Below are 12,976 nucleotides of genomic sequence, written 5' to 3' on the forward strand. Positions count from 1 at the left end.
TAGGGCCTCCTTGTCAAATGCGTGAAACGCAATGTTTGTTGACCCTACACGCCCGCTGCGTCGGAGCGTATGATCGGTGCATGAATATCCAACGCCCCTTCACTGCCGAAAATCCTCATCCATTCGCGCCCTACGTCGCGATCCTCGCGCGCGGCAAGACCAAGCAACGACCCTTCACCTTTGAAGAAGCGCGGGACTCGATGGCGATGATCCTTCGGGGCGAGGCGCTGCCTGAGCAGATCGGGGCCTACCTTATGCTCCTGCGTCTCAAGGAAGAGACTCCCGAGGAAATCGCGGGCTTTGTTGAAGGGACCCGCGCGACGTTCGATCGGCCCGCGGATCTGCCGCAGGTCGACCTCGACTGGTCCTGCTACGCGGGGAAACGGGTCCAGCTTCCTTGGTTCATCCTGTCACTGCTCGCTTTGGTTCAGTCCGGAATGCGCGTGGTACTGCACGGGGCCGAGGGTCATACGCCGGGGCGAGTCTATACCCGCGACGTCTTCGCCCGGTTCGATCTGCCAGTCGCCAATAGCTTTGTCGATGCAGCAACGCAGGTGGAAAAACATGGCATGACCTACATGCCGCTCGAAGTCCTCTCACCCGTCCTGCGGGACCTGATCGAACTGAAACCCGTGCTCGGCTTGCGTTCGCCGGTCAACAGCTTCACCCGGCTTCTTAATCCTTTCGATGCACCGACGGTGATGCAGGGTATCTTTCACCGGGGGTTCCTCGACATCCATTCCGGCGCCGCACGGATTCTTGGCATTCCGAACATGGCGGTGTTTCGCGGCGATGGCGGTGAGATCGAAATGCGCGCCAACAAGCCTTGTCCGGTCTGGACGACACACGGTTCGGCAGAGCCCGAAGTAGACACCTGGCCCGCGACGCTGGACGAGGGGCACGCCCCGGCAGATGAGGTCATGGACATCGAGCGCCTGCGCGCGGTCTGGGCCGGTGAGGATGAAGACCCGTATGCGCTCGCTGCGATCCAATCGACGCTCGCCTTGGCCCTTCGGACCATGGGGAGGGCCGATTCCCGCGACGAAGCTATGGCGGCTGCGGCGTCGATCTGGTCCGACCGCGACAGGGCGCGATTTGCGCCTAGGTAAGTGGCGTCCGACGGATTGGTCACGGAGCCAAAAACCGCCGATCATTGAAATCATGTCTTTGGACTGTGACAAACCGCGCCTAGCGTTCTCTCGAGACAGTAGGAGGACGCCATGTCACAGGACTTTACCCTTTCCCGCCGCAGCTTCATGACGGGCACCGCCGGGGCCGCGCTTGTCGCGCTTCACCCGTTCTCGGTGCGCGCGCAAGGGGCGCAGGCCCACCTCAGGATCATGGAGACGACGGACCTTCACGTTCACGTCTATCCCTACGACTACTACGCCGACCGGCCCATCGACACGGTCGGCCTGTCGCGGACTGCTGCCATCATCGAGGAAATCCGGGCCGAAGCCACGAACTCGATGCTCGTAGACAACGGTGACTTCCTTCAGGGCAACCCGATGGGTGACTACATCGCCTATGAAAGGGGCATGAAAGACGGGGACATGCATCCGGTTATCGCCGCGATGAACACGGTGGGCTTCGATGCCTCGACACTCGGCAACCACGAGTTCAACTATGGCCTCGACTTCCTTACGAAGTCGCTCGCCGGCGCCGATTTCCCCATCGTTTCGGCCAATGTGGTGAGCGAGCAGGGCGCGGGACCGCGTGACGACAAGACACTCGTCCCGCCCTATGTCATTCTCGACCGCGAGGTGACGCTGGGCGACGGAACGACCGCGCCGATCCGAATCGGTCTCATCGGTTTCGTACCACCACAGATCATGACTTGGGACCGTCGCCACCTCGAAGGCAACGTCACCACGCGCGATATCGTCGAGACTGCCAAAGCCTGGGTGCCACAGATTCGGGAGGAAGGGGCAGACATCGTGATCGCCCTGTCCCACTCTGGCATCGGCTCGGCGCAGCACTCCGAAGGGATGGAGAATGCCTCGGTTCCTCTGGCGGAGGTCGAGGGGATCGACGCCCTCATGACCGGGCACAGCCACCTCGTCTTCCCGTCGCCGACCTATGCGGACTACGCAGGTCTGGACGCCGAGGCCGGCACGATCCACGGCAAGCCCACAGTCATGGGCGGCTTCTGGGGCTCCCACCTTGGCGTGATCGACCTCATGCTCGAACGCGACGGCAACGAATGGCGCGTCGTCATGGCCGAGACCGAAGCCCGCCCGATCTCGCAGCGCAACGAAGACCGCAGCGTGACCGCTCTGGTCGAAGACGTGCCCGCAGTGCTCGCCAGCGTCGAGCAGGAGCACCAGGCAACGCTCGAATATGTCCGCCGCGCTGTGGGCGAGACTTCGGCACCGCTGCACAGCTACTTCGCGCTGGTGGCGGATGATCCGAGCGTTCAGATCGTCTCCAACGCCCAGCTTTGGTACATTGAACAGATGATGGCCGGGACAGAATACGAAGGCCTTCCGATCCTTTCGGCCGCAGCACCTTTCAAGGCCGGGGGACGGGGCGGCCCGGATTACTACACGGACGTCCCGGAAGGTCCGGTGGCGATCAAGAACGTGGCGGACCTCTACCTCTACCCCAACACGGTGCGCGCGGTGAAGATCACCGGGGCGCAACTTAAGGGCTGGCTTGAACGCTCGGCAGGCATGTTCAACCAGATCACACCGGGTGAGGCGGATCAGGTTCTTCTGAACGCCGATTTCCCGTCCTACAACTTCGACGTGATCGACGGCGTAACCTACCAGATCGACTTGAGCCAACCGTCGCGGTTCGACCGGATCGGGAACGAGATCAATTCGGGTGCAAGCCGGATCGTGAACCTGATGTTCGACGGTGCGCCGGTGAACGACGAGATGGAATTCGTCGTTGCGACCAACAACTACCGTGCGGGCGGGGGCGGCGATTTCCCGGGTGCAAAGGGCGACACGATCATCTTCGAAGGGCCGGACACCAACCGCGACGTGATCGTGCGCTATATCGTCGAACAGGGGACCATCAACCCAAGCGCCGATGCGAACTGGACCTTCGCGCCAATGGATGGAACCACGGTGCTCTTCGACACGGGCCCGAAGGCTGCGGATTACGCGTCGAACGTCGCGGGGGTGGATATTGAGCCCGCCGGTGATGGACCGGACGGTTTCGCTCGGTTCCGAATTGCACTCTAGGCGGGTCGTTAAAGCAAAATCGGGCGGTAGGTGGGGCCTCCGCCCGGCTTTCGGCGTAAGAACGGCAATTTTGCGCACGTTTCACTCTGATCTTCGGCAGAACCGTCGTGGCTGTTGATCCTCATCCGGACGCGCTCTATCAGGGCGAAAACGGAGGTCCCCATGGCGAACCATTTCTACAAGCGCGATCTGCCTGATGGTCTCGACCTCGGCCCGGTGGTGGCAATCGATTGCGAGACGATGGGCCTCAATCCACATCGTGACCGGCTTTGTGTCGTTCAGATGTCGGGCGGCGACGGCCATGCCCATCTTGTCCAGGTCCAGATCGGACAGACCGAGGCCCCAAATCTCTCCGCTATGCTGACCAACCCCAATGTGTTGAAGCTGTTTCACTTCGGACGCTTCGATATCGCGGCGCTTTACAATGCCTTTGGTGCGCTGACCGCACCTGTTTATTGCACCAAGATCGCCTCGAAGCTCGTCCGGACCTATACGGATCGCCACGGGCTCAAGAATCTGCTCGAGGAGATCCTTCGCATCGACATCTCGAAACAACAGCAACAAACCGACTGGGGTGCCGCGGAACTGACCGAGGCGCAGCTCGACTATGCCGCGTCGGACGTCCTTTACCTTCACCGGCTGCGCGAAAAGCTCGACGCGCGGCTCGCGCGGGAGGGGCGAACCGGCCTTGCGCAGGCCTGTTTCGATTTCCTCCCGACCCGCGCGCAGCTCGACCTCGCAGGCTGGCCCGAGATCGACATTTTCGCTCACTGAATGCTGAGAACGCTCCCGCGTATGTCCATTGACATGACGACAATTCGGGCGCTCAATACCCATGATGCATGAAGCCGCGCATTCCGCTTCGTGTTGCGGGACTCCGTTTCGCCACACGTCTTGCGCCCAGGGAAACCGGGCGGCGCGCTTCGCACAACTCCCTGATATCCCGTCCGTTTTTGTCTGGCGACGTCACTAGAGCCAGTGCAAGAACGACAAACTACACGAGAGGAGACCCTATGCAGTATCAGATCAGCGGCAAGCAAATCGACATCGGAGAAGCGCTTCAGGTGTACGTCAAGGAAGGTCTTGGCACCGTCGTCGAAAAGTATGCCGAACGTCCGACCGACGCGCATGTGATCTTCTCGAAGAATGGCAGCGAATTCGTCTGTGAAGCGATCGTTCACCTGTCGACCGGTCTGACCGCGCAGGCTTCCGCGCATACCCACGATATCCATGCCGCTTTCGACCAGTGCGCGGAAAAGATGGAGAAACAGTTGCGCCGCTACAAGCGTCGCCTGAAAGACCATCACACCGCCCGCCCGGACCCTGTTGAAGTTTTTGGCGGTGCCTCGTATATCCTCGCCGCGGAAGAGATGGGCGACTCGCCCGAGCCGGAAGGCATGGAACCGATCATCATCGCCGAAATGGAAACGCGGATTCCCGCGCTGTCCGTGGGCGAAGCGGTGATGCAGATGGAACTGGCCCACGCGCCCGTGCTCGTCTTCCGCAATGAAAAGTCGAATGGCGTGAACGTGGTTTATCGCCGTGAGGATGGAAACATCGGTTGGATCGACCCCGGCAACGTCGCCTGAACGGGCGAACACGGCCCCGGTCAACGAGTGGGATCTATGGCACTTTCGGATATCCTCCGGCCCGCCGCCGTTAAGGTGGTGGCGAGCGTTTCTTCAAAGAAGCGCCTGTTCCAGGACTTGGGCGAGGTCGTGTCTTCGACCTATGGCATCGACAGCGGCGCTGCTTTCACTGCGTTGCAAGAGCGCGAGACGCTGGGGCCGACCGGAGTCGGCCACGGTATCGCGCTCCCCCATGCCCGCATCGAGGGCCTCGACCGTGTTGTCGGGGCTTTCTTTCGTATCGAGAAAAGCGTCGATTTCGATTCGGTCGACCGGCAACCTGTAGACCTCGTCTTTGCGCTGTTCGCGCCGGACGGGGGCGGCGTCGATCACCTGAAGGCTTTGGCTTTGGTGTCGCGTACAATGCGCGATTCTGCGGTGACGGCCAAACTGCGGGCCAACAGCGACCCCGAGACGCTGCACACGATCCTGACCGAAGCGCAGACGACCCGCGCCGCATGATCAGGCGCTCTCGCGTCCCCATTTCCTGAACCCGAAGGCCATGTAGTCGCGCCCGTATGCGTCGCGCACGGCCTTCTCGACCTCATCGTCGTAGATAGAGGCGAGCGAAAACGGCTCGTCGGCAATGGCATCGCCAAGTGGCGGCGGGTCGATTCCCACTTCCAGGGCGATGACGGCCAACCCTTCGTTGATCTGTTGCTCCCGCAAGACGTGATCAGGTGCCACGAAGTCTGAAAACCCGCGCAGGAGGTTGTCCTGCGTGGCCCAGATCGGCTCCACCCCGTGGACGCTGGACCCGCCAAGCGAACCCTGAATGAAGTGCAGGAAACGCAGGAATGCCTTGCGATGGCGGACGCGGTCATAACCCTCGCCGATCGGCGTATCCCACGGGATATCGAGTTCGTAGCGTTCGATCAGACCATGCCGCAGCTCCCATTTGGTCCACGGCGTGTGATTCAGCACATAGCGGCAGAACACGCTATGCGCGCGCTCGACCGGGTGACGCAGGACGGTGAAGGTCCGGTGCCCCTTGTTATGGTTCTTCCACTGCCGCAACTCTTTCTGGCTGAACCCCGTATCGAGTACATCGCGATGCACATCGTCAACGGCACCCAGCCAATCGCGGATTTCCTGATCCAACGCGCCCGGGATCGGCATGAAACACAGTGGCGCCTTGTGGGCCGTGACGTAGGTCGGCACCGAAGGCCCGCGTGGGGGCTCGAAGTTCGGAAGGCTTCCAAGGTCATAGCGGTCGATTTCGTTGACGGTCTGCTCGACCAGTTCGAAATTGCGCACTTTGTCTGCAAGCGGTTCAGGGTTCTGTTTCTTGAACTTGGCCGAGAAGCGCTTCAACTCTTCGGTTTCACCCAAAAATTTCGCGAGCCCGTTCACGACTCTCAGATCCTGAATGTCATCGTAGTCGATATAGTACCCCGCCTGCCCCTCGACCTGAAGGCGACGGGCAATGTTGCGCTGGCGCTCCTTCACCGTGAAGTAGAAGTGTTTGAAGTCCTTGGGGTCGAACTTCACCTTCCACTTCTTCGCATCCGCATGATCGCCCAATTGCCACTGCTTCGTGGACCAGGCGATGCGCTGGCTGACCCACGCATCGACGAGATTGCGGTTGAGTATGATCTTGGCGCAGCGCCGGTCTCCCATCACATGTTCATACACCCGGGGATCATGGTCGTGGAACAAGCGAAAACCCGGAACGCCTTCGGTATTGGCTTTCATGGCCTCGATCAGGGCAATCGGGTCCGCATCACGCTGCGCCATGGTGATCCCGAAAAGCTCGGTCCGGTCCGGGTCGACAATGAGGTACGGATTGAAGGCCTCCCCGTAGCAAGTGATGCCGGGAAACTGGTTAAGGTTCGACTCGAGGAAGTTCGACCCCGTGCGCATCTCCGCAAGGATGACAAAATAGTCGAATGGGCGGTCCATGCGGGTCCTATTTGACGAGGTAGGGTTTGCGCGGTTTCTGGCGGGCTTGGCCGAGTGCGGTGCCGGTCGGGAAGTCTCCCATGAGGTGCGGTTGCATCCCCTGATTCTTCAGGTTTTGGAGGAACTGGCCGAAGCCCTCAAGCGATTTCATCCGCGGCGCTTCGGTCAGGCGATTTGCCTGCCGCGAGCCGATCTCGTCGATCACGGTCTGCAACGGCTCCATCGGGTTTTCGATGAAATCGGCAAGGGTCCAGATGCGCACGCGGGCTTTCGTCCAGATGGATCGCAAGACTTCAAGGTGCTCGGCCTCGATCCGTTGAAGCCGCGCGGCTTCCCTACGGATGTCCGAGAAGTTTGCGTTGGAATAGAACAGCGGGACCGCCCAGGCGCCCGAGATGACGCTAACCTGCGCATTCGGGTCCTTGGCGACATCCCAGGAAATGTCCTGATTGTCAGCAGGCCCGTACATGAAGCACTGCTGCTCCCCGCGCGTATTCCAGATCAGGCTCGTAAGAAAGGCACGGGGATTGTAGTCGCGCAACTCCGCGCTGTCGGTCAGAGCCCCCGCAAAAACCTTGTGCCTGCCCGCGAATTCGACTCTTTCCGGTCCGAAGATATGCCCATGGACACGCGTTCCGGTGACACGGGTGAGCCAATCTTCGAAATCCTCGAAAAGCTCGGTGAAACCTTCGAACACCGAAAAACGGGAGGATGTCAGCCCGTTCTCCCAATCCTCGTTCGGGAACCGGCTCTGCATGTAGAGCCCCGCCCGACCTTTGGTCCGCCGCTCGACGGCCTTTGAGAAGATGCGGTCGATCTTGCCTGGATTGGGTTCAGCCCCCGTGAAGATCTCACCATCCTCCGACAGGAACCCGGCATAGAGCTTTTCAGCGTGAGGCCAGATCTTGCGCGCCACAAAGCAGTCGGAGCGGCGCAGGAGCTGCATATGGTCGTCGTAGAAAATGTGCGGTTTGCCCTGGAAATCAAACTTGGACAGTGTAAGCGACCGGCTTTCGATATTCGTGGAATACAGCCGGACGAGGGTCTGAAAATAGCTCTCATCAGGAATCCAGACCCTGGAGAAATAGCGGTCGTACTCCGCCCGTTTCGGGTCTTCGAGGATCGCGGTCAGGGTCTGACGCGTCAGGCACCACCATTGACTGCCGAGATGGGGCACAACGCCGTCGGGTACCCGGCGTTTGAACCTGATCCTACGCTGGAAATTGACGTAGCTGTCGAAGGCGCGGCGCTGTTTTTTCCAGGAGAAGGGAAAGCGGAAGATGAACCGTTCGATATCGAGACCGCCAACTGTCCAGGGCACGTCCTCAGTCGTGACGCTCTCTATGAAGTTCGTCATCGGGCGTTCGGCCAGGTATTCCTTCAGTTCCGCAACAGGGCGGAGCGGCAAGCAGGAGCCCGAAGCGAGGTAGACGTGGCGCACATCCGGAAACTCGGTGAGGAGCATTTCTGCCGCAGACTGGCTCGCCGCAACGAGGCTCCAGGTTCCCCATTCGCAGCTGTGGCGTTTACAGAAGCGGACGTTCTTGAGGTCCGACAGGCCCGCCGTGAATTCAAGGTACTTGCGGCGCCCGACCTTCTTGTCGACGTGAATGACCACCGGGCAGTCCTGCTTCGCCCAGTGCCGCGCGACCTGCGCGGCGCGGTCGAGCGCGGTGTGCACAAGGATAGCGAACCCGACGCTCACGCCCAGTTACCCTTGGACATGATCCCGAGGATCTCAAGCTGCCGCCAGTTGATGTACTTCTCGGACCACTTGCACCAGAGGTCGGGATCGTCCTCCAGCTTTTCGGCATAGGCGCGGTATTCGTGGCTGGCCGCATAATGTTGCCGACGCTCCAGCTCTTCCGCCGCCTTTTCGCGAAATGTGTGCAGGAACTTTGCGTGAAGCAGGGCGCCCGAAGCCTTTTCACCCCCCCATTCGTCGTAGACGAGGTTCAGGCCACGCGGAAGCAGGTTATGGGTAGAGGACACATAGGTGTAGCTGCGGTGCCATTTGACCAGCGGTATCTTGTTCAGCGCGGGCGCGCGGGTTGGGTTGTCAGGGAAAAACATACGCGCGCGCGGTCCGCCTTGAATCCAAAGATTCCCGAACTTCTTGTTCCTCTCGATCATGTAGTTGCCGGAGTCGAACCAGTTCGCGATCTCGAAAGGGTCCTGACCCTCGCTATAGGGACGGCTGCCGATCGGCCCCTTCGGATACATGTCGAGCAGCATTGAGCCGAAACTCTTGATCGACGATGCATCAAGCCAATCGGTGAGTGCCCGAAGGCCCCGCGTGTCGCAGAACGGGTAAACGAGGAACTCGTCCGGGTCGACCGTGACGCACCAGTGCCCGTGTGCATGTTTGCGCATCAACCAGTTGAGCCAGTCCATGCCGAACCGCGCTCGTCTGTAACTTCCCTTCGCGGACCAGAGCGACACGTCGGGCTGGTCCTCGAGAAACTCGCGGCTGCCATCGTCGCTTTCGTTGTCCACGAAAAAGAAATGGTTCACGCCCATGTCTCGGTAGTACTTCAGGAAATATGGCAGCCGGACCCGTTCATTACGCGCCGTGCAGAACACAAGGATGTCGCGCGACTTGATCGCTTCGGTACGATTGACGATCTGGCGAAGGTCGCGGCGCTTTCGGAAAGCACGGATACGCCACCGCTTTCGCAGCAGACGTAACCGATATGTCCGCACGATGCCCAATGTCGCCCCTTCCACGTCGCGCTGGCTAATCCGCCTTTATCATAGGCACTTTAAGACACGGTTGAAGTGACTGTCCCAGTCGGGAAGCGGTATCGTCCCTGCCTGTGCCTCGTATTCGTTGCGCGCGAAATGTCTTGTCTTCGATACCCAAGAATACATATCGCGGGGATCGAGGTAAACGAGATTGTTTCCAAATACTTCACGATAAACAGGGAGGTCGCTCGCGATAACCGGGCACCCTAGCGCAAGCGCTTCGCCCGGCGGCAGCCCGAACCCCTCGACAAGGCTTGGCATGAGAAGCGCGCGTGCGCCGGTGAGCAGCGCGGCCAGCGCACCATCGTTCAGCGTGCCGAGTTCTTGAACATGGGCGGGCCGCGCATCGAGGCGCGCGAAGACTTCCTCGTTGTTCCAGCCGCGCGCACCGACGATAAGAAGCCGGGGCATTTCATCGCTGGCGATCTGCGTAGCGAGTTCGGCCCATACGTCGAGCAGAAGCGCGTGATTCTTGCGCGGCTCGATCGTGCCCAATACGACGAAATAGGGTCTGTTCAAGCGCAATCCTTGCGAAAGAGAGTCCGGCTCCGGCTTTCGAACCGTGATGCCAAGATGAGCGACAATCGCATCGGGCACGCGTTCAAGCTGCGCGAATTGTGCTTCCGTCATGCGGCGCGTGGCTTCGGCCGTATGAACCACCAGGTCCGCTTTGCGCGCCACCTGCGACATGCGCGAGCGGAAGCCCTCCACCGTTCCCTCGCGCTGCCATTCAGGATGATCCAGCGGGATCGTGTCGTGCACCATGACCACGGCTCGTCCGCGCAGCGCATGAACTGCATCGAAGACGCTCGCCCGGAGGTTGGAATGGCCCACGTTCACCCAAGTCGGGCCGTCGGGAAGATGCGCTTTCAGAAGCGCAGGGAGACCTCGTCGCCCGGATCGCCCGAGACACATTCGCCTCAGGTCGGCCTCAGCCTGCCGCTTGAGGGGATGCGCCTTGAGGAACAGGCGTGAGACGAGGTCTGCCTCGCCCCATTCCGCGCGACCAAGGAGCCGATCTGCAAGCGCCTCGGTCCCGCGACGATCAAATAATGTGAAGCCGAATGACGAGCCCACGAGCGCAAAGAGCGGAACGTCCTCTTTCAGAAGCCTCTGAAGGTATGCCGCCTCGACCCGGTCGATGCCCGTCCACGCGCCGCGTCCGACCCGTGACACGAGTCGGGACAGGTCGAGAAGGCGGGCCTTGCCCGGCGCAGGGTGTGCCAAGCGGCCCTCGTTACTCGGCCGCCCGCTTCATGGCCACGATCTGCTCCAAATGGGCCATGAGCTCATCACGCAATTCTTCGCGTTCCAGCCCGAAAGATACGGTGGCCTGAAGGTAGCCCGCCTTGGAGCCACAATCGAAGCGCTCACCCTCGAAACAGAAGCCGTAAACGTCGCGCCCCTGCGCGATTTCGTCCGCGATCGCGTCGGTCAGCTGAATTTCCCCGCCCGCACCCTTCTTGAAGTTCTCGAGGTTTCGGAGGACATCCGGCGTTAGGATGTAGCGGCCGATCACGGCGAGGTTGGAAGGTTCGGTCCCCGCAGCAGGCTTCTCCACCATGCCCTTGACCTTGAGGATACGCCCATCCTCGCTCTCAACGTCGAGAACGCCATAGGCGGACACCTTGTCCGCAGGCACTTCCATCGCGGCGACCATCGAGCCGCCGGTCTGCTCATAGGCCTCGACCATCTGTTGCAGGCACGGCGTTTCAGAAGCGATGAGGTCGTCCGTCAGGATCACCGCGAAAGGCTCATCCCCGATCAAACGGCGCGCGCACCAGATGGCATGGCCGAGGCCTAGCGCCTGATGCTGACGGATATAGGCAATGGCACCAGATTCCATGTTGGTTCCGTTCAAGACGTCGAGCAGCTTGTCCTTGTTCTTGGCTTTGAGGTCCTCCTCGAGCGTCGGGGCGCGGTCGAAGTAGTCTTCGAGCGAGCCTTTGCCGCGCGAGGTTACAAAGATGAATTCCTCGATCCCGGCTGCGCGGGCCTCGTCAATGGCGTACTGAATGAGCGGACGGTCGACCAGCGTCATGATTTCCTTGGGGATCGACTTGGTCGCAGGGAGAAATCGGGTTCCCAGACCAGCCACAGGAAAAATCGCCTTCGTTACCTTGTTCGTCATCTCGAGTTCACCCTCTGAATTCTTTCTTGCGGTCTGTGCCTACCAATTGAACGCGCCAGCGGAAATGATGGGTCCGCCGCACGACAACCATAAGTCTGTCGTGCCTCAACGTCACCCGGATATTGGGCGGTCTGCCCAATGATTACGCACCTTTCCTACACGCTCCTGCTCTTCGCGCACCCGGCGGTTGAAGCCCGTCCAGCGGAACCGGGGCTGTCCGCGATCCGAGCGGCCAAACAAGCCGCCCCATTGTTCCCAGTACCCATCCGGATTGAACGCGACGCGGTGCGAAAGAGTGGAGGGCGAAAGGCGAAGTACAGTGGTCACTTGGCCAGCCGCCACATCGCCACGCGCTTTCTGTGCCAGCGCCCGGCGACTCCACGGACGGCCAGAATGCCACGTCGTTTCGCCTTGCGCGTTTGTCGGGAACGGTTTGAACGGCTCGGACGCGGAGATCGCATGAGGCTGAGCTAGGTCGAGCGCCTCTCCCATAGTGAACCCTTGCGCCAGGGAGTCCATCAGGGGCCGGATATCGTCGGGCGATATCGTTCCGAGGACCATGTGCCCAATCAGCCGTTTCCGTTGTTCGGAAACGACCCTATCCTTGCCCAAGTTGTATTGCTCTCGCGGCGCATGCTTGCGCAGAAAGGCTGCGGACGAGACTCCGATCTGCGTCAGGTCAGACGGACCCCGGTTGGCCTGCCGTCTCTCCGACCGGGCGAAGCCATGATGGACTTGAGCAAGCGGCACAATGACCGTCGCGTGGCCCATCAACCGGCGGTTCACGTCAGTTTCATCAAGGTAGAAGGCGAAGGCAGGATCAAAGCCGCCCATGGCTGTGATCACAGATTGCCGCACCGCCATATTCGTGCCTTCGGTCTTGATGGCCTCCGCTGGTTTCAATGATGGCACGAAGGGGCTTTCTCCCGGCATTTTGAGTGTGCGCGTTTGACCAAGGTCGTTAACCGCGCGAACCGGCCATTGGAGCGTGATGCCATTGCGTCCAAGAACAAGTCCGCCCGTCTGCGCGACGTTAGGGTCTGAAAACGGGGCGGTCAGGTGCGCGAGCCAGGTCGGTTCCGGCACAGCGTCATCATCGATGAAGGCAATGATTTCACCGCCTGACGCCGCAATCCCGAGGTTGCGGGCCTTTGAGATGTTGGCTTCATCGAACGAGATCAATTTGATCCGTTCGTGCCACCCAATACGGCGAACCGCGTCACATCCCGCCGGATCGGCCACGACGACGACCTCGTAGTTGGGATGAAACAGTTGTGCGAGCCCGGTTAGGCACCTAGCGAGGAGCGCCGGACGTCCCCGGCTCACCACGACGACCGACACCGGAAGCACACTATTCATGGGCCGCCTGCACGAGCTTC

Annotated in this window: 11 protein-coding genes; 5 read left to right on the forward strand and 6 right to left on the reverse strand. The window is 60.6% G+C overall.

Translation table 11 applies throughout. The features are described from left to right. The first annotated feature begins 80 nt into the window (after positions 1-80). The 5 genes from B2585_RS01695 to B2585_RS01715 all read left to right on the forward strand — a co-directional run bounded on the left by B2585_RS01695 (position 81) and on the right by B2585_RS01715 (position 5,281). Complete coding sequence (locus B2585_RS01695; protein ID WP_292019329.1) at positions 81-1,109, forward strand: glycosyl transferase family protein; 1,029 nt, start codon at positions 81-83, stop codon at positions 1,107-1,109. A gap of 111 nt (positions 1,110-1,220) precedes the next feature. Next, a complete protein-coding gene (locus tag B2585_RS01700; RefSeq protein ID WP_292019330.1) occupies positions 1,221-3,191 on the forward strand; it encodes a bifunctional 2',3'-cyclic-nucleotide 2'-phosphodiesterase/3'-nucleotidase in 1,971 nt (656 codons plus the stop codon). 162 nt (positions 3,192-3,353) lie between these two features. Beyond that, complete coding sequence (locus B2585_RS01705; RefSeq protein ID WP_292019332.1) at positions 3,354-3,965, forward strand: ribonuclease D; 612 nt, start codon at positions 3,354-3,356, stop codon at positions 3,963-3,965. A 239-nt stretch (positions 3,966-4,204) separates the two neighbouring features. Next, a complete protein-coding gene (gene hpf / locus B2585_RS01710; protein ID WP_292019855.1) occupies positions 4,205-4,780 on the forward strand; it encodes a ribosome hibernation-promoting factor, HPF/YfiA family in 576 nt (191 codons plus the stop codon). Positions 4,781-4,816: 36 nt separating this feature from the next. Next, positions 4,817-5,281, forward strand: a complete 465-nt coding sequence (locus B2585_RS01715) for a PTS sugar transporter subunit IIA (RefSeq protein ID WP_292019334.1) — start codon at positions 4,817-4,819, stop codon at positions 5,279-5,281. Here the strand turns inward: B2585_RS01715 and B2585_RS01720 are convergent, their stop codons facing one another. From B2585_RS01720 to B2585_RS01745, 6 genes are all read right to left on the reverse strand, one after another. Then, positions 5,282-6,721, reverse strand: a complete 1,440-nt coding sequence (locus tag B2585_RS01720) for a nodulation protein NodH (RefSeq protein WP_292019335.1) — start codon at positions 6,719-6,721, stop codon at positions 5,282-5,284. It abuts the gene before it with no gap. Positions 6,722-6,728: 7 nt separating this feature from the next. After that, positions 6,729-8,426, reverse strand: coding sequence for a beta-1,6-N-acetylglucosaminyltransferase (locus B2585_RS01725; RefSeq protein ID WP_292019339.1), 1,698 nt, complete (start codon positions 8,424-8,426; stop codon positions 6,729-6,731). After that, on the reverse strand, positions 8,423-9,448 hold the full coding sequence (locus B2585_RS01730; RefSeq protein WP_414674025.1) for a glycosyltransferase family 2 protein: 1,026 nt from the start codon (positions 9,446-9,448) through the stop codon (positions 8,423-8,425). Before B2585_RS01730 ends, B2585_RS01725 begins: the two co-directional genes overlap by 4 nt. A 24-nt stretch (positions 9,449-9,472) precedes the next feature. Further along, on the reverse strand, positions 9,473-10,300 hold the full coding sequence (locus B2585_RS01735) for a glycosyltransferase family 4 protein (RefSeq protein ID WP_292019341.1): 828 nt from the start codon (positions 10,298-10,300) through the stop codon (positions 9,473-9,475). Positions 10,301-10,703: 403 nt separating this feature from the next. Next, positions 10,704-11,597, reverse strand: coding sequence for a UTP--glucose-1-phosphate uridylyltransferase GalU (galU, locus tag B2585_RS01740; RefSeq protein ID WP_292019342.1), 894 nt, complete (start codon positions 11,595-11,597; stop codon positions 10,704-10,706). 111 nt (positions 11,598-11,708) lie between these two features. Then, positions 11,709-12,956: a glycosyltransferase family 2 protein gene (locus B2585_RS01745; RefSeq protein ID WP_292019344.1), complete on the reverse strand. Its 1,248-nt coding sequence runs from the start codon at positions 12,954-12,956 to the stop codon at positions 11,709-11,711. Positions 12,957-12,976 lie beyond the last annotated feature (20 nt).

This window comes from Maritimibacter sp. UBA3975 (assembly GCF_002384975.1).
GTDB lineage: Bacteria > Pseudomonadota > Alphaproteobacteria > Rhodobacterales > Rhodobacteraceae > Maritimibacter.